Annotated in this window: 14 protein-coding genes; 5 read left to right on the plus strand and 9 right to left on the minus strand. The window is 31.9% G+C overall.

Annotated features, from left to right (window positions below):
* Nucleotides 1–23 precede the first annotated feature (23 nt).
* Complete coding sequence (gene serS, locus MMJJ_RS00565; RefSeq protein WP_104837211.1) at nucleotides 24–1,568, plus strand: serine--tRNA ligase; 1,545 nt, start codon at nucleotides 24–26, stop codon at nucleotides 1,566–1,568.
* A gap of 272 nt (nucleotides 1,569–1,840) precedes the next feature.
* Here serS and MMJJ_RS00570 read toward each other — a convergent pair whose 3' ends face one another.
* Nucleotides 1,841–2,233: an Rpp14/Pop5 family protein gene (locus MMJJ_RS00570; protein WP_104837212.1), complete on the minus strand. Its 393-nt coding sequence runs from the start codon at nucleotides 2,231–2,233 to the stop codon at nucleotides 1,841–1,843.
* Nucleotides 2,234–2,321: 88 nt separating this feature from the next.
* Here MMJJ_RS00570 and nadC point away from each other — a divergent pair, with 88 nt between their 5' ends.
* Nucleotides 2,322–3,161, plus strand: a complete 840-nt coding sequence (gene nadC / locus MMJJ_RS00575; protein WP_104837213.1) for a carboxylating nicotinate-nucleotide diphosphorylase — start codon at nucleotides 2,322–2,324, stop codon at nucleotides 3,159–3,161.
* A gap of 22 nt (nucleotides 3,162–3,183) precedes the next feature.
* Entirely contained in the window at nucleotides 3,184–4,242 is a 1,059-nt protein-coding gene (gene cofG, locus MMJJ_RS00580) for a 7,8-didemethyl-8-hydroxy-5-deazariboflavin synthase subunit CofG (RefSeq protein ID WP_104837214.1), read from the plus strand.
* A 9-nt stretch (nucleotides 4,243–4,251) separates the two neighbouring features.
* Here cofG and MMJJ_RS00585 read toward each other — a convergent pair whose 3' ends face one another.
* The gene (locus MMJJ_RS00585; RefSeq protein WP_104837215.1) at nucleotides 4,252–5,898 is read right to left on the minus strand and encodes an S-layer protein; all 1,647 of its coding nucleotides are present in this window, start codon (nucleotides 5,896–5,898) and stop codon (nucleotides 4,252–4,254) included.
* A gap of 451 nt (nucleotides 5,899–6,349) precedes the next feature.
* Here MMJJ_RS00585 and MMJJ_RS00590 point away from each other — a divergent pair, with 451 nt between their 5' ends.
* On the plus strand, nucleotides 6,350–7,147 hold the full coding sequence (locus tag MMJJ_RS00590; RefSeq protein ID WP_104837216.1) for a class I SAM-dependent methyltransferase: 798 nt from the start codon (nucleotides 6,350–6,352) through the stop codon (nucleotides 7,145–7,147).
* 13 nt (nucleotides 7,148–7,160) lie between these two features.
* On the opposite strand, the gene MMJJ_RS00595 is transcribed toward MMJJ_RS00590, so the two are convergent.
* The 7 genes from MMJJ_RS00595 to MMJJ_RS00625 all read right to left on the minus strand — a co-directional run bounded on the left by MMJJ_RS00595 (nucleotide 7,161) and on the right by MMJJ_RS00625 (nucleotide 16,020).
* The gene (locus tag MMJJ_RS00595; RefSeq protein ID WP_104837217.1) at nucleotides 7,161–8,876 is read right to left on the minus strand and encodes a tetratricopeptide repeat protein; all 1,716 of its coding nucleotides are present in this window, start codon (nucleotides 8,874–8,876) and stop codon (nucleotides 7,161–7,163) included.
* An 89-nt stretch (nucleotides 8,877–8,965) separates the two neighbouring features.
* Nucleotides 8,966–9,880: a hydroxymethylbilane synthase gene (gene hemC / locus MMJJ_RS00600; RefSeq protein ID WP_104837218.1), complete on the minus strand. Its 915-nt coding sequence runs from the start codon at nucleotides 9,878–9,880 to the stop codon at nucleotides 8,966–8,968.
* Between the two features lie 122 nt (nucleotides 9,881–10,002).
* Nucleotides 10,003–11,196: an ABC transporter permease gene (locus MMJJ_RS00605; protein ID WP_104837219.1), complete on the minus strand. Its 1,194-nt coding sequence runs from the start codon at nucleotides 11,194–11,196 to the stop codon at nucleotides 10,003–10,005.
* Nucleotides 11,197–11,236: 40 nt separating this feature from the next.
* Entirely contained in the window at nucleotides 11,237–12,190 is a 954-nt protein-coding gene (locus tag MMJJ_RS00610) for a D-2-hydroxyacid dehydrogenase (RefSeq protein WP_104837220.1), read from the minus strand.
* Between the two features lie 31 nt (nucleotides 12,191–12,221).
* Nucleotides 12,222–12,659, minus strand: coding sequence for a nucleoside deaminase (locus tag MMJJ_RS00615; RefSeq protein WP_104837221.1), 438 nt, complete (start codon nucleotides 12,657–12,659; stop codon nucleotides 12,222–12,224).
* Nucleotides 12,660–12,784: 125 nt separating this feature from the next.
* A complete protein-coding gene (locus MMJJ_RS00620; RefSeq protein WP_104837222.1) occupies nucleotides 12,785–14,065 on the minus strand; it encodes a hypothetical protein in 1,281 nt (426 codons plus the stop codon).
* 14 nt (nucleotides 14,066–14,079) lie between these two features.
* Nucleotides 14,080–16,020 (minus strand): right-handed parallel beta-helix repeat-containing protein, encoded by a 1,941-nt coding sequence (locus MMJJ_RS00625; RefSeq protein WP_158658946.1) that lies wholly within the window; start codon nucleotides 16,018–16,020, stop codon nucleotides 14,080–14,082.
* Nucleotides 16,021–16,706: 686 nt separating this feature from the next.
* Here MMJJ_RS00625 and MMJJ_RS00630 point away from each other — a divergent pair.
* Nucleotides 16,707–17,876, plus strand: a complete 1,170-nt coding sequence (locus MMJJ_RS00630; protein WP_104837224.1) for a quaternary amine ABC transporter ATP-binding protein — start codon at nucleotides 16,707–16,709, stop codon at nucleotides 17,874–17,876.
* Nucleotides 17,877–17,880: the final 4 nt, after the last annotated feature.

The raw sequence follows: 17,880 nt of genomic DNA on the forward strand, positions 1-17,880 counted from the left end.
CTGTAAATTGATCGGTGATTTTCATGAGATTTGAACTTGAAGGGAGAATAATTTTTAGCAAGGATGTAGAAGAAGAAACACAAAAAGATATTATTGAAGTTTTGGAAAATGGGGACATTTTTTTAAAGGGTGTTCCAGAAGGCAAAGAAAACGAAGCTTCAAAAATTGAAGGTTATGAATTCCAAGGAAAAGATTTAAAACTTAACATGACTTCAGGAACATACACGCGAGCACACGAAGGTATTGTGAGATTAAAAAAACCGATAATGGAAAAAGTTGGAAGAAAACACCAGATCGGTATTCGAGATGTTGCAATTGATAGTTACGTTGTAACAATTACCGCAACACCTTCAAAAGTTGCTGAATTAAAAGGATTAAAAGTTCCAGAATGCGAAGTTGAATTAGATGGCGAAAAAATTAAAATTCTCTTTAAAAATTTGGGCGATGGAGAATTAAAAAGAAATATAATCGATAGGGCAATCAAATTTGTTAAAACCGAGCTTGATAAACAAGAACAGGATTTAACTTTTGAAGTCTGTAAAATTGCACCTGGAACTATTGTTTCAGACTACAAAGCAAAAAGAGAAATTACATTTGATAAAGACCCAACTGAATTAGCAGAACCCTATGGGTGGGTAAAAAGATTCCCTGGAAGAGGACAGTGGTTTTACACAGCCCCAATGGCAAAATTATTCAGAGCATTTGAAAGCTTAATTGTCGAAGAATGTATCGAAAAAATAGGATTTGACGAATGCTTATTCCCTAAATTAATTCCTCTGGATGTAATGTATAAAATGAGATATTTAGAAGGACTCCCTGAAGGAATGTACTATGTATGCCCTCCAAAAAGAGAACCTGAAATGTTTAAGGATTTCGTAAATGAAATGATGATTAAAAAAGAAATTCCAATTGAAAAATTAAAAACATTATTGAGAGATCCAGGATATGTTTTAGCACCTGCACAGTGCGAACCATTCTACACGTTCTTTGACCACGAATTAGTTGATGTTGACAGTCCTTCAAAATTCTTTGATAAAAGCGGATGGACTTACAGATGGGAAGGCGGCGGAGCTAAAGGTCTTGATAGGGTAAATGAATTCTTAAGAGGGGAATGTGTATGGATGGGAAGCCCTGAATTTGTAGAAAAAGTAAGGGACGATACATTAAAATACGCAGAAAAATTAGCAGAAAAATTAGATTTAGAATACTGGACCGAAGTTGGAGACGATCCATTCTATTTAGAAGGTAGGAAAAACGAAGACAGAGGAATTGAATTCCCTGACGTTCCAAAATATGAAATGAGACTCTGGCTACCTCACGTAAAAGATGAAAGAAAAGGAGTTGCAGTAACTTCAGCAAATATTCACGGAACCCACTTTGTAGAAGGATTTGGAATTAAAGACTACAAAGATAGAAAAGTATGGACTGGATGTACGGGCTACGGATTATCAAGATGGTTAATTGGATTTTTAGCACAGTACGGCTACAACTACGAAGACTGGCCTGAAATAATTCAGAAAAAAGTTGGAAAATTGCCAGAAATCCCTAAATTAATCACTTGGCCATAAGCTAAAAATATCTATTATATCCTTTTTTACGGAATATTATTGATTATTTAGACTATTAACGTAAGAAAAATAGTTTTTTTAAGGAGCAATATTTTATACAATAATTTACACAGTACATAATGTCACTGGGGGGTGTACATTATGGATTTAAACTATGTGATAAATACAGTTCTCGGCTGTTATGATACTATCTTCATATCTTTAGCCGTCGTTGGAATTTCTGTATGGAGTACTTTTTGGTTTTGGGTAACTACCTTAGAATCCTGAGATAATTACTTTTTTGGGCCTTTTCTTTTTAATTTTTGTATAACTTTATAGTACGGTTCGTGGGGCACGTGCAAAAATTTCTCACGAATGTGTTTTACAGAGTTTGAAATTCCAATTATACGTATGTTTATCGGCTTTTTTTTATGTTCACCCATTAAACTTAGTGAACTTCTTAAAGTATCGACTTCTTCTCGTGAAATTCGAAGTATTCCATACGGATGGTTGTAATCAATTAACCATGGATTCGTTTTTGAACAACCCAAAACTCCTGAATAGTTCAATAAAGCATTTCTAACAACAGATATTACGTCTTTTTGAGATAGTTCCATCTCGTAAATAATCTCAAGTGCTACGTATCGTTTTTTTTCTCTTAATGTTGGAGGTAGTGTTTTTAACATCTTATATTTCCCCTATATATACTAAAATAAAAATAATAAACGCAATATTTATAATAATTGGGCCAGTTATAAAAACTTGGTGATTATTGTGTTGAAAAATCATGCTTTAAGGATATTGGAAGAATCACTCGATTATGATGTAGGTTTTGGAGACCTGACTACAGAATTAATGATACCTAAAAATCAGGAATCAGAAGCAGTATTTATTGCTAAAGAAAAATCTATAATCTGTGGAATTGATTTTGTAATTGAATTTATGGAAAAAAACGGATTAACCTGTACTCCATTGGTAAATGAAGGCGATAATGTTATTGGACCTTTTTTAAAAGTTAAGGGAAACACAAAAACGATAATAACTCTCGAAAGGACAGCGTTAAACTTTTTAATGCACCTTTCTGGAATTTCAACTAAAACTAACAGGATAATTAACGAAGTAAGAAAAATTAATAAAACTGTAAAAATTGCAGCAACGAGAAAAACTCACCCGCTACTTTCAATGATCGAAAAATATGCAGTTTTTGTTGGCGGTGGGGATACCCACAGATTCAGGCTTGATGACATGGTAATGATTAAAGATAACCACATTCAGGCAGTTGGAATTGATGAATGTTTTAAAAGAGCTGAAAAATTAAGCTTTTCTAAAAAAATTGAAGTAGAAGTTGATAATCTCGATCAGTTGAAAAAAGTAATCGAATATAAGCCTGACATAATACTTCTCGACAATTTTGAATTTAAAAATATAGAAACTGCATTAAATATCGTTTCAGAATTTGGAAAGAAAACCGGGTTTAAACCAAAAATTGAACTTAGCGGCGGAATAAATGAAAATAACGTAGAAAAATATGCAAAATATAATGTAGACGTTATTTCAATGGGTTCATTAATTCATTCGGCCACTTCTGTTGATATCGGACTTGATTTACTTTAAAATATTAATTTAAAGGATTTATATGATAACAAAAAGTGAAGCACTTGATTTTTTAAAATCTAATTCAACAAATTCCATTTTGGAAAAATTAGGGAAAATAAATGCAGAAAATACATCAAAATATGTCACTTTTTCAAAGAATGCATTTATTCCAGTCTGCAACTGGTGCAGGAACGTCTGCGGATACTGTACCTTTAGAAACGAAAACTTCAAATTGTTAAAAATGGATGAAATGAAAGAAATTTTAACTAAAGCAGATACTTTCGGATGCAGGGAAGCACTTTTTACTTTTGGAGAAAATGTTGACGAAAATGAAAAAGTAAAAGAAGAATTGAAAAAAATGGGATATTCTGGAATTTTAGAATATCTTTATGAAATAAGTGCGTGGTGCCTTGAAAACACGAATCTTTTACCGCACACTAACTGCGGTATTTTATCTTATGATGAACTCAAATACTTAAGGGAAGTAAACGCTTCAATGGGTTTGATGCTTGAAAATTCAAGTGCGAGATTATGCGGGACTATTGCACATGAAAAGAGTCCTGGAAAAGATCCCAATTTAAGAATTGAAATGATCGAAAATGCTGGAAAATTAAAAATTCCATTTACTACGGGAATATTAATTGGGATTGGAGAAACGCTTGAAGAACGTATTGATTCCATATTTGAGATTAAACGAATTTATGAAAAGTACGGGCACATTCAGGAAGTAATCGTTCAAAATTTTAGATCAAAACCACAAATTCCAATGGAAAATTACAGAGAACCAAGTCCAATTGAAATGTTTAAAATGATAATTCTTTCAAAATTAATTTTAGATGATATTTCAATTCAGGTTCCACCTAATTTAAATCGAGAAACAGGACAGTTATTTTTAATGGCTGGAATCGATGATTGGGGGGGAGTTTCACCATTAACTAAAGACTTTGTAAACCCCGAAGCCCCATGGCCAGATATTGAAGAATTAAACAGCTTTTCAAAAGAACTTGGATATACTTTAAAAGAAAGGCTTCCAGTTTATGAAAAATATATTACAAAAGAATGGATTGATAAAAAAATTTTAGAAAAAATTAATAAATAATTTACTTTTTTAAATCATTGCAATTAAGGCATTTGCTGCTTCTGTTGTAGCGATTCTATCGCCACCAGCAACAACTAAAACATCGTTTCCATTTGCAGTTTCAGAAACTACTGATAAAGTTGCAAGGGAATCATCATTAATTGCAATTAATCTAGTATCTGCTAATTCTTTAGTTATGGAGTTTACAAAAGGTCCTCCAACCAATATTAATGGATTTTCTGAAGATTCCATTGACGTTTCAGTATCCAACTTAACAACTGGGGCATTTACGGTTAGGGATTCCTCATCTCCTGCGAAAATTGCATCTGCAACAATTTCTGCATTTAGTACATTTACTTTTTGGTTTTTTACTATGCTAACTTCTTTTTCTTCGTTCATTTCAAAAAATACACTTAATTTATCGTCTTCATCTTCATCATCAAGGGTAAATGTTCCATAATTTGCAATGGTTATCTCATCTCCAGACCCAATATCTTCTAAATCATCTCCGACATATTTCAAAGCAAGTCCAACTTTTTTCTGCCCATATTCAAAACTTTTAAAATCATCAGTATATTCTAAAGTATTATTACCTTTTAAAATCCCGTATGTTTCCCAATCTGGAATATATTCTTCCCCCAAGGATAAGCACTTCATGTTGTTAACGATTACAAGTTCCGCATAACCATAATCAGAACCGATATTTTGCCAAGCGCTGTTAATCCTTACCCCGATTCCATTTGAACACATGTTTAATCTTGGGTTATCAAATACTTCTGTTATAACCTTGCCATCTTTTAAAAGCTGAGCATTTACCTTACATTCATTTTCATCATCTAAACTTTGTATGATATTTAAAATTTTAACTTCATATCCGTTGCCAAGAGTATATGATTCACCTTCTTTAATTACTCCATCATAAACTTCTTTTCCAAGAGCAAATGAATCTTTATCAGCACTCATACCAATAATAACCCATTCTTCACCCATAAAAGGAATTCTTTTTCCGGGACAAAGTGTTGTTATGTCGTCAAAAGAAGAAGCATCGTCTTTAAATGAAATAACTGCGTAAGCTAGCCCTTCTTCATTTATATTCCATTCACCACTATCATTATTTAACTTTGCAAATAAAAATTCATAAGCATCGTCATCGCTATTAAACCAGTCTGATGGATCGATATCATCAACTGAGGATAATGTTGATAGTTTACCAAGTGACTTTGCACCATTATCTGCATCAAGGCCTGTTGAATCGTCATAAGTAATATCTGCTAAAACATCTGCATAATCATCATCTGCACAAGCAATGAAAAGCCCGTTTCCATTTGATGTGAAGTTAATAGAATCATCTGCTGCATCATCATTTAGTAGATCGAAATCATCAGAACTTGCGGATGCACTGACTGATAAGGTTGCAGAAGCGCTTTCATCATGCTGTTCTAAAAAGGATAATGATCCAATTTTTGCCGCGATATTAGCAGCAGATACAACATCTGATGCTACTGAATTTGAACCAACAATAATATCAATATTTGAATTATTCCCTGAAACAATGTCTGAAACGAAAGAATCTACATCCCCAACTTGCTCTACTGCAAAAGCGCTTGAAGATAATGTCGTGCCGAGCATCAAGCCACCTAAACCGATGCTAACTATTTTTTTAATACTAATTGCCATTTATTCACCTGTTTATTTAATTTTTTAAAAATAAATTATCTGGAATTTAATAAGTCTCTCAGTTATTGTGATTATACGCACCCCTATTTTCACCTTTATATAATGTAATTATAAATAATTACTTTTTTTATAAAATAGTAATCACTATAGTTTACTATTATATATGTATTCTTACATATGGATACTTTAGCAAATTAAACGAGGTCTGTTGAAAATTCTGTATGATATATTATAAAATATATCATATTTAGTATATTCATTTACAAATTATGTAATAATTATGAATAATATTTAAATTTTATGATTTTTTTAATAAATTTTTAAAAATAAATCATATGAAATATATACAAGAACACAAATATTGTTACAAAAATAATAGGGTGAAATTATCGAAGTAGACTGGGCTGAACATTATCGGAAAAATCATGCAAAAACACAATTTAAGTCTGAAATGGAATCGAAAAATTTTTGGGATACCTTTTCAAAAAATTACGCTAAAAATGTATTAAATAAAAAAAATAGATGGGTCGAAAATAATATTGAATATCTTAAAAATGAGTTTAAAATCGATAAAAACACATCCATATTAGAAATTGGACCAGGACCTGGAACTTACACAATACCCCTTGCAAAGGAAGTTAATGAAATTACTGTTGTAGAACAGTCTACCGGAATGATTGATATTTTAAAAAATAGAATGAAAGAAGAAGAAATTGACAACATAAATATAATAAACAAAAGATGGGACGATTTTAAATTAGATGCAGGTAGTAATCACGATATTGTATTTTCATCGTACTCGCTCGGCGTAGATGATATGGAAAGTGCCCTTAAAAAAATGAATAATTATGCAGAAAAATACTGCTGTATCTTAACATTTGGGACTCGCCAAGCTTGGAGGCCAATATATAATAAAATTGGTGAATCCATTTTAGAACATGACCCCAAAAGAAAAGAATATGGAATGACATACATTTTAATTTATAACATATTATATCAGCTTGGAATATATGCTGATGTTAAAATAAGTGAAAAACCATTTTTACAAACATTTGAAAATCTGGACGAAGCTGCTGAACATTATTTGGATAGATTTAGAGCCCGTGGAGACATAAAATTAAATAATGAACAATATTCAAAAATAAAAGAAATATTGTCAAATGAATTAACTAAAACAGGCGATTCTTGGAAATTTGAAAAAAATTCAAAAGAAGCCCTGATTTGGTGGAAAAAAGAACAAAATATTTGAAATATTTAAATAATTAACTTTTTTGAATTTTTAATTTTTTTAAATGTTTTATAAGTTTTTTTAACTCTAAAACTTCCTTGATATTCCCGTCTGACCTAAATATCTTAACCATTGATTTAACCTGAGCAACTGCTTCATCATATCGTTTTAATGCAGCATACATTGCGGCTAAATTATATATTGCAGCCCAATAATCAGGATCAATTTCAATTGCTTTTTTGTAGTGTTCTTCTGCTTCATCATATTTTTCAGATTTTGCTAAAAAAGTTGCAAGATTATTATGGGCTTTTGAATTTGAACCATCTAAAGCGATTGCTTTTTTAAATTCAATTTCTGCTTCACCATATTTTTCAAGGTATTCCAAAAGACACCCGTAATGATTGTGTGCTTCTGAGTGACCCGGATTTAAGGCAATTGCTTTTTTATATTCTGTTTTGGCAGCCTCAAAATCACCAGATTCATAGAGTGTATTTGCAAAACTTAATATTTCAAGAAATTCTTTATTGTCTATCTCGTAAGTGTATTCTTCAACTAATTCACTTTCTAATTCCGATTTATCAAGTAATTCATCAAGGGTTTCTAATTTTTCTTCAATTAATCCTTCTGAATTTTCTAACTCATTTTCAATATCTTCTTCAATAGCATCTAAAATTTCAACATCTTCAACTAATTCTTCAGGTACTTCAAAAACTGATTCCAAGTTTTCCTCGATTTCTGGCTGTTCAGTTTCTTTTTCGAGTTCGAAAATGCTTTCTTCTTCAAATTCAGGTTCTACAATAGAAACTTCTAAATTTTCGTCACTAATTTCATTTTTTTCTTCAGGATCCGTTACTTCGAAAGTTTCACATTTGATATCTTCTTTAATATCTTCTTCAAAATTTTCGTTTAATTCGTCTTCAGGCTGTGTTTCTGAGTTATCCTCTGATTCATCAATTTCAGGCAGTTTATCATCTATTTTTTCAGTTACTTCATCTTCACTTTCTGTTTCTTCAAAATTTTCCCCAATTTCACCTTCCAAGATGAGGTCTTCAAGCTCTTCAGGTTCAAGTTCGGAATATTTTTGGGGTTCTTCTGATTCTTCTTGAACAGTTTTTGAAAAAATATCTGGTACCAGTTCATCGATCTTTACATCTTTGTACAACACAGGTTTTTTGGTTTCTTCACCCATATCAAACAAATTCATGTTTGAAAGCGAATTAAAGTTATGCAGTGCATCTACAAAATCAGGTATTATTTTCACTGCTTTTTTGTAACATCTTATTGCTTCGGCGTATTTTCCGAAATTAAAGTATATGTTTCCCATATTAAATGAAATTTGTGATTCTACAAAATCAGTTCCCTTTTTTTCCATTTTTTTAAGTTTTTCGACTTCGTCGTTCACTTTTTTTGAAAGGCTGTAGTTATCTTCAAATTCAGGCTGGTGGATTGAAATTTGCTTTTTTAATTCAGGGTCGTCTAATTTTAAAGAAATTATATATTTGTCCGAATTGTATGCAGTTTTCGCTTCATCTAACATGTTTTCGTTAGAATACATTGAACTAAACAAAAATATAACATACTTACTCGTTTTCATTGCTAAATTGAGCCTTGAAAGTGTGTTTTCACGATTATCTAAATTTATTAAAAAACACTCCCTTTCAAACCCTCTTTCAAGCGTTTTTTTAATCTGTTTTGAATATTCAATCCCGCTTGTATCATAGAAAACTACTGCGTTGTTGTAATCTGCCATAAAAATCCCTCGATGATAACAATTAAAATAAAATTAAACTTTAAATAATTTAAAACTTTCTCTAAATATTTTAAAAAAAGAAAAAAGAACTAATACGTAAAAGTTTCGATTTCTTTAAATGATGCACCGATTCTTGCACCAAGTTCCTTTGAAAGTTCGACATCATCAGTAGTGCATATGATAAATCCTTCGTTTGATTTTACTCGCTTTATTGTGCCCTGTTCTTGCACAAGTTCACATCTTAAATTTAAAATTCCTTCTTCAGTATCGTAAATTGCAAAAGCTCCAAAAGGTGCCTGACATCCACCACCATATTCTTTTAAAGCCCATCTTTCAGCAGTAGCTTCAATATATGTCTTTTTATCACATATCTTTTCTAAAATTTCGTTTATTTTCATATCGGATTTTCTTGAAGCAACACCAATTACTCCTTGAGCTGGTGCAGGAAGTATATCAAGCTTTTTGTAATTAAATTCGGATAAATCAATGCCCTGCCTTATGAGTCCCGCTTTTGCCATTACAATAGTATCGTATTCTCCATTTCTTAATTTATTAATTCTTGTTGCAACATTACCCCTGAGTAGTTTTGGAGTGAGATTTGGGTTGGTGAACTGTAAAAATGAGGTTCTTCTAATGCTTGAAGTTCCTACATTTAATTCATCATGTTCAATATCAAAATCGCAGTCTTTTCTCCAGATTATGATGTCATCAGGACTTTCTCGCTTAGGTGTTGCAGTAATTTGTAATTCATCACTCCAGAGGGTTGGAACGTCCTTTAAACTGTGGACTGCAATATCAATTTCATTTTCAAGCATTTTATTATCGAGTTCTTTTGTAAAAACACCGATTCCAAGATCAGCAAGTTTTTTGTTCTGATCTTTGTCGCCAGTAGTTTTAACTATCATTATTTCAGTTTCAATACCTAAATCATTTAAAAGACCTGCAATATATTCAGTCTGGACCATTGCAAGCGTGCTTCCCCTTGTTCCTATTCTTAACTTCAAAATTTCACCGCTAAATAACTAAAATATGAAAAATATTAAAATCGAATAATTTGAATATCAAGTCTGTTATTATTTTTAAATATATTATTCTTATTACTTTTGATTTAACTAATTTTTTAAGGTTATTCCCCTCTCAAAGTATCAACAGGGTTTAATTTTGCACCGCTTCTTGCAGGGAAGTAGCCGCTTAATATTCCAACTACAAATGAAAATACTAAAACTCCGACAATTAATTCCCATGAAATCCATGCTCTAATCAATCCATATCCTGAAATTGCTGCAATATACTCGATAGCTTTTGCAATAAGTATTCCAAGTATCGTTCCAATAATTCCGCCGAATAATCCTAAAAATCCAGCTTCAACCACAAATATTGAAAGAATTGTATTGTTTTCTGCACCGAGTGCTTTTAAAATTCCAATATCCTTTCTCCGTTCTAAAATACTCATGTGCATTGTGTTTGAAATTCCAACAGCCCCAACAAGAAGAGAAATTCCTGCAACACCGACTAAAAATATTGTTAAAACTTCAAATATGCTGTTAATGGATTCTGCAAGCTGTTCTGCAGTTAAAACCGAGAAATTTTCATCCCCTCTTGAATCTTCAAGTTCGTCTTCAATATCTTCTGAAACTTTGTTTACATCTTCGCCAGATCGGACTGAAACAATCATCATGTTGTATTCGTCATTGATTTCAAAAAGTTCTTCACCAACGTCTTTTGATAGAATAACTGAATCTTCAGTTCTCGGATTTCCCGTTTCTTCGAGTATCCCGATAACTTTGTATTTTTTATCATTTATGGTTATTTTATCCCCAATATCAATTTCACGATCAAATGAATTAGTTGCAAGTGCATATCCAATCATACACGAGTACTTATCATTATCCTCAATCCATCGACCTTTGTAGGGTTCGTAACCCCATGTTTTTGAGTATACGTGAGTAAATTTTGAAGGCTCGATTACTAAAACATTGCCGTAATGAGTTTGATCTCGATATTCAAGCCCATAACTTCCAAACCATGCGGCAACAACTTCTTCAACGCCCCTAACATTTCTTACAGCGCTAACGTCGTTGTCATTAAAATTTTTAGAAACAGCAGGGCCTCCAAAATTTTGTGAAGGCAGAATTGAGATAACGTTTGCACCTATCGTTGTAATTTCACCGGTTATGTAATTTTGAACCCCAAACCCGAGAGAAATTAAACTAACTATTGCTAAAATACCAATAACAACACCGATTATAGTTAAAAAACTCTGCGTCTTTTTTTGAGTTATGTTTCTCCCTGCAAAACTTACAACGTCAGTTAGCCTCATAAAAAATCTCCCGACTTAAAAAATTAAACTTAAGGAAATATTATTTATTTACAACATTTATAGGATTTCCATCGATAAAAGACTTCACGTTATTTATCGTTACAGCCATTAGTCTTTTTCTCGCTTCATAGGATGCCCATGCAACGTGCGGTGTTATATATGTATTTTTAGCGTTAAGTAGTGGATTATCTTTTTTTGGAGGTTCTGTTGAAAGAACATCGAGCCCTGCTCCTGCAATTTTTCCCAAATTTAATGCATCTGCAAGATCTTTTTCATTGATAAGCCCGCCTCTTCCAGTATTTATTAAAATTGCAGAATTTTTCATTAAATTTAATGTTTTTTCATTTGCAATTTTATCTGTTTCGTCATTTAATGGACAGTGCAGTGTTAAAAAGTCAGAATTTTTAAAAATTTCTTCTTTGGATACAAAATTAACATCCAGCTTTGTTTTTGAAACATTTCTCGTGTTTACAAGCACATTCATTCCAAAAGCATTTCCAATTTCTGCAACTTTTTTTCCAATTGCTCCAAATCCAATTATTCCAAGATTTTTACCTGCAAGTTCAATAATTGGGAATTTTTGATATGAAAAATCTTTTGAATTTACCCAATCTCCAGATTTTACGCTTTTTGCATATTTAGACACATTCTGGCTGTGTTCAAGGATAAATGAAAATACAAGTTGAGCCACTGAGTCGGTTGAATATGCTGGAACATTTGTTACAATTACCCCGAGTTCTTTGGCCAAATTAGTATCTACGACATTATAGCCTGTTGCAGTAACTCCAACATATTTTATGTTTTTACATTTTTCAAAAACTTCTTTTCCAATTACCACTTTATTCGTAATTACAATTTCTGAATCTGAAATCCTTTCAACTACTTTTGATTCAGGAGTTCTATCATAAATGGAAAGTTCACCGAGTTTTTTTAGATCTTCCCACGATAAATCTCCCGAATTCATGGCGTATCCATCAAGTACAACTATTTTCATAAAATATCACATTTTTTAGGGCTATTTTAAATTATTCTCCAATATCTTCATTCCATAATTTTGGATTATTTCCTATAAATTCTTCCATCATTTTTACGCATCTTTCATCATTTAAAACTTCGACAGCAACCCCATTATTCATTAAAAGATCTTCTGCACCCAAAAAAGTTTTATTTTCCCCAATTACCACTTTCTTAATTTTATAAAGTAAAACTGCACCACTGCACATGATGCATGGAGAAAGGGTTGTGTAAAGTTCGCAATTTTTATAAATGTTTGACGTTAACCTTCCTGCATTTTCAAGCGCATCCATTTCCGCATGCAAAATCGAACTGTTATTTTGAACTCTCCTGTTATGCCCTCGACCGATAATCTTATTTTCATAAACTAAAACTGCGCCGATCGGAATTCCGCCTTCTTTAAGTCCTAAGTTAGCTTCTTTTATTGCTTCATCCATAAAATCAGTCAATTTTCCACCATTAATTCTAGATAATTAAATAAATTCGTTTAAGTTAATTAAATTCTTTTAAAAACTATATATATATAATTTCTGAAAAGAATAAATTTAAAAAAAGAAAAATTATGTTTAAGTAGTTATTCAACTAAGACTGGACCGTTTTCTGTCCCTTCGATCACAATTGGCCCTTCAGGTAATTTATCCAAAGTTTTAAAGTATTCCATTGCAGCAAGCGTTCCTAACCTGTCAGAACCTGCAATATATACAATAGTGTAGCTTTGAATTATGCTTCCAGAATTATCCTGAACTGTCATAACCTGAATAACTCCCCTATTTTCTCCAGGAACATCGTTTGAAATTGGAATTTCAAACTGGTCGTTATATTTTTTAGCGAGTTTGTTTACGGTTGGTCCGCCCACAATTATCATGTTTCCAGAGTATGCATAGTTATCGTTATATGCATGTACTCTTTCCCTCAACTGTTTTGCGTAAGTTTCATCGATATCGTTTCCGTAGATAACTGTTGCGCTTGAAACGAAACTTTTAATTAATCTTGACTGAATGCCATCAGAAACATCTGAATCGTAGCTACTTCCACCGCCTCTTGATGAACTTGATGGGGTGGTTGTTGTCGTTACTGGTGCATCAGTAATTACGTAGTTTTCAAATCTGCTGTCTAATGCAAAAATATCTGCAATTAATGCAGGTATTTGGCCGATTTCTTCATCATATACTTCAGGATACAAAATTTGAAGAACTTCGTAGTTTTCAGGTGTTTCGATTAATGGATAAGGGTCGTATACCCTAAATTCTTCGAATTCACCATATATTTCATAAACTCCAGAGTAAACTCCTTCATCTTCAGTTTCGTCTCCAACATACCCTTCGTAGTAGTTTCCAAGCCGGTATGTGTATTCAGTTCCGTTGTACTTGTAAACTAATTTTGGCGATGTTAATGGGGAATTTGACCTAACATACTGGTTTTCATGAATTGTATTTAAATAAAAATACTGTTCGACTGCATTTGAACCTATAACAAATACGTTATCTTCAAATTCACAATTCATTATTGTTATATTTTTTACAGACCCGCGGGTCAAATCTGCCCCAGCAAACCAGTTTGAAATTACAAAATTTTTAATTGTGATATTTTCAATTATTCCATCACTGGAAACTTGTATTCCACAGTAAAAATCTTCAGAAGAAGTATTTCCAATTAACTGGTGGTTTTGCCCATCTAAAACTACATTGCTTGCATTAATTAATATACCGCTTTGATTAACTAATGCTAAAATGTCTTCTGATAGAACGTACGTTCCGGATTCATTTATTGTCATGTTGGCATCAGGCATATCAATTGCATTTACTGAAACAAGCATGCTCAATGCAATTATTGCTAAAATCAAGAATTTTTTCATTTTTTACCACCCCGTTAAACTTCCCTTCCCCAATAGCTTATTCCATATGGTTTATCAAATATTCCTGCAATTGAAGTTTCGAGATCTTCTTCAGCGTAGTAGTTTCCAAGTCTTCCTTCGTAGACTTTTCCGTTGTATTCATATTTTACAACTGGGGAGTGGAAGTAGTTGCTAAATACTGCTTCAAAATTAACGTTTTCCAGATTACCTTCAAAGTTATTCATATATATCTCGTTGTTTTCACCAAAAATATTTACTGCACGAGTATTTCCTACAAAATTATTTTTTGATAATACATTGTTTGAAGACCCATCTAAGAAAATACCATTATTTCCGTTTTCATTTGCGGTATTGCCTGTTATGGTGTTGTTTGAGGACTCATATGCGTAAATACCACCCATATTTCCAGTTAACGTACTGCTTGTTATGGTGTTGTTTGAGGATTCCTCTAAGTAAATACCTCGCGTATTATTGTTTGCAGTATTGCCCATCAAAACGTTATTTGAAGAATAGCCTATGTATATACCTTTATTCATGTTTTCATTTGCATTATTGCTTGTTATGGTGTTGTTTGAAGACCCATCTAAGTAAATACCTGCCGTATTATTGTTTGCAGTATTGTTTGTAAGCAGGTTATTGTTTGAAGATCCATCTAAGTAAATACCTCGTTTATTATAATTTGCGGTATTGCCTGTTATGGTGTTGTTTGAAGAATAGCCTAAACTAATACCTCGCTTATTATCGTATGCAGTATTGCCTGTTATGGTGTTGTTTGAGGACTCAACTAAGTAAATACCGTATTCGTTGTTTTCATTTGCATTATTGCTTGTTATGGTGTTGTTTGAGGAATAATCTAAGTAAATACCGTATTCGTTGTTTTCATTTGTATTGTTTGTAATGACGTTATTGTTTGAAGAAGTCACTAAACTAATACCAGTTCCCCTTTCAATATATCCATTATTGTTTGCAGTATTGTTTGTAATCGTATTTTTTGAAGACTCTTCTAATGAAATACCTTCATACCCATTTCCTGTTGCATTATTGTTTGTTATGGTGTTGTTTGAGGATTCAACTAAGTAAATACCGTATTCGTTGTTTTCATTTGCGGTATTGCCTGTTATGGTGTTGTTTGAAGAACCCCCTAAGAAAATACCATCATAAAGGTTTCCTGTTGCATTATTGCTTGTTATGGTGTTGTTTGAGGAATAATCTAAAGAAATACCATTATTATTATCGTATGCAGTATTGTTTGTTACGGTGTTGTTTGAGGACTCAATTAAGTAAATACCCTCATTATTTCCTGTTGCATTATTGTTTGTAATGACGTTATTGTTTGAAGAAGTCACTAAACTAATACCATTTCCCCCTTCAATATATCCATTATTGTTTACTGTATTGTATGTAATGACGTTATTGTTTGAAGACTTTTCTAATAAAATACCATCATTCTCATTTCCATTTGCAGTATTGTTTGTTACGGTGTTGTCTGAAGAACTCCATAAATAAATACCCCACATATTTCCATTTGCAGTATTGTTTGTTACGGTGTTGTTTGAGGAATCAGCTAAGTAAATACCTGGAAATTCATTTTCATATGCAGTGTTGTTTTCAATTCTGCTATCTGTAGTATTAATTAAAAAAATACCGCATTCAAAACCCGTTACTGTAACGTTTTCGATTGTGATATTTGTAACTCCTGTAGCATTGATACCGAAATATATACTACCACTTCCATTCAAGACATATCCATTTCCATTAAGTACGACATCGTCACAAGTAATGGTTATAACATCTCCACTGCCGTATGTAATATTATTGTTTAGATAATATGTTCCGGACTCGTTGATTTCATACACGGTCGTTATCGGAGTACCTGTCTGAGCAGATACTGCGGAAATAACTGCCAAAAATACAATTAACGATAAAACAACAGTTTTAAAGTCTAATTTTTTCATAATTTCCCCCGTTTTTTTTGAATATATCATTATAAATAACTTTAAAATGATTATCTACAAGATTTTGGAAAAAGCCCATAAAAAACTAAAAATTGATTTTTGTAGATATTATAAAGAATAAATTTTATTATTTATTAACCTATCTAAAACGTTTTTTTTTAGATGGGATACCCATTCACGTACATTAATTTTCAAAAGAACGCTATTATTCGGAGGATACGAAGAGTTTTCATTTAAAACCCTAGCTATACCAGAACCACTTAGAATACGATAGCAGAAAAAATGAAAAATATTGACATTGAAAATTACTAAAACTTAATTTTAAAAAAGAACAAATTTAAAAAATCATTTTTTATCGGATCAAAATCGATATTTGAATATTAGTTTTAAAGTTACGTTGTTTTTTAGGGGTATCCCATATCCATTTTTAAAAAAACCCTGTAATCGAATATATTTACTAAATTGACAGTTTCCGTGTCTTTTTTGATATTTAATATAAATACTTAACTCAATAAGTATATAAAGTATGGTTTAGAAATTTAAGGTATAAATTATAGGCACTATTAAATTCGAATTTGGAAATATTTTTAAAATTATTCTGCTTTTAAGACTTATTTTTAAAAAAACAGTCTTTTAAAATTCATAATTCATATTTGATAAAGTATTGTCGACTTAAGAGGGATTATATGGATGAACCTATTATCCAAGTAACAGAATTATACAAAATTTTTGGTAAAAAGCCAGAAAAAGCCTATCCTTTAATTAAAGAAGGTTTTTCTAGACAAGAAATAAAAGAAAAAACAAAACAGGTTGTTGGACTTAAAAATATTAATTTCGACGTTAAACGAGGAGAAATCTTTGTAATCATGGGACTTTCTGGAAGTGGAAAATCTACGCTGATAAGGTGTATTAACAGGCTTATCAAACCCACATTTGGAAAAATAGTTCTTGAAACTGGTGCAGATATTTCACAAATGTCTGAAAAAGAACTGCTCGAAATTAGAAGAAAATATTTTGGAATGGTTTTTCAAAAATTTGGACTTTTACCAAACCGTTCAGTTTTAGAAAATGTGGCTCTCGGTCTTGAAATTCAGGGAATGGGCCTTGAAGAAAGAATTGAAAAGTCAGAAAAGGCGCTTTCTCTCGTTGGACTCAAAGGCTGGGAAAAAAGTAAAATTTCAGAATTAAGTGGCGGAATGCAACAGCGTGTTGGGCTTGCAAGAGGTCTTGCAGTAAACCCTGAAATATTATTAATGGATGAACCATTCAGTGCGCTTGATCCTTTAATCAGGCTTGAAATGCAGGAACTTCTTTTAAAAATTCAGAAAAAGATGAAAAAAACAATTATATTCATAACTCACGATCTAAACGAAGCAATCAAACTTGGCGACAGGATTATGATTTTAAATGAAGAAGGAAGTCTTGTTCAGTTGTCACACCCTGAAGAAATTCTTTTAAATCCTCAAAATGATTTTGTCGAGTCTTTTGTAAAAGAAGTGGACAAAACAACAGTAATTCGAGCTGAATCGCTCGTTAAAAAACCGGAATTTACACTGAATAATACTATCGAAAAAGAGAATGCAGTTAAAATTTTAGGCGAGTTAAACCTTGATTTTGCATACGTACTCGACGATTCTGGAAAATACATTGGAGTTGTGAATAACGAGGAACTTCAAAATTCAGAAAAAATTATGGATTGTATTCATAAAATTAAACCTTTAGAAGATGTAAAAACCATTAATCAGGGATTACCTCAATTTATTTCTTCAGATTACCCTGTTCCGATAGTAGATGATGAAAACAACTTTTTAGGATATGTCGAATTTGAAGAAGTAATTAAACTTATAAAAGAATAAGAGC

The sequence above is a fragment of the Methanococcus maripaludis genome (assembly GCF_002945325.1).
GTDB lineage: Archaea > AGJL01 > Methanococci > Methanococcales > Methanococcaceae > Methanococcus > Methanococcus maripaludis.

Excerpts from the sequence above, each read along its gene's own strand:
- serS (WP_104837211.1), top strand. The coding sequence starts at position 24 with ATGAGATTTGAACTTGAAGGGAGAATAATTTTTAGCAAGGATGTAGAA.
- MMJJ_RS00570 (WP_104837212.1), bottom strand. The coding sequence starts at position 2,233 with ATGTTAAAAACACTACCTCCAACATTAAGAGAAAAAAAACGATACGTA.
- cofG (WP_104837214.1), top strand. The coding sequence starts at position 3,184 with ATGATAACAAAAAGTGAAGCACTTGATTTTTTAAAATCTAATTCAACA.
- MMJJ_RS00585 (WP_104837215.1), bottom strand. The coding sequence starts at position 5,898 with ATGGCAATTAGTATTAAAAAAATAGTTAGCATCGGTTTAGGTGGCTTG.
- MMJJ_RS00590 (WP_104837216.1), top strand. The coding sequence starts at position 6,350 with ATGGAATCGAAAAATTTTTGGGATACCTTTTCAAAAAATTACGCTAAA.
- MMJJ_RS00595 (WP_104837217.1), bottom strand. The coding sequence starts at position 8,876 with ATGGCAGATTACAACAACGCAGTAGTTTTCTATGATACAAGCGGGATT.
- MMJJ_RS00605 (WP_104837219.1), bottom strand. The coding sequence starts at position 11,196 with ATGAGGCTAACTGACGTTGTAAGTTTTGCAGGGAGAAACATAACTCAA.
- MMJJ_RS00610 (WP_104837220.1), bottom strand. The coding sequence starts at position 12,190 with ATGAAAATAGTTGTACTTGATGGATACGCCATGAATTCGGGAGATTTA.
- MMJJ_RS00620 (WP_104837222.1), bottom strand. The coding sequence starts at position 14,065 with ATGAAAAAATTCTTGATTTTAGCAATAATTGCATTGAGCATGCTTGTT.
- MMJJ_RS00625 (WP_158658946.1), bottom strand. The coding sequence starts at position 16,020 with ATGAAAAAATTAGACTTTAAAACTGTTGTTTTATCGTTAATTGTATTT.
- MMJJ_RS00630 (WP_104837224.1), top strand. The coding sequence starts at position 16,707 with ATGGATGAACCTATTATCCAAGTAACAGAATTATACAAAATTTTTGGT.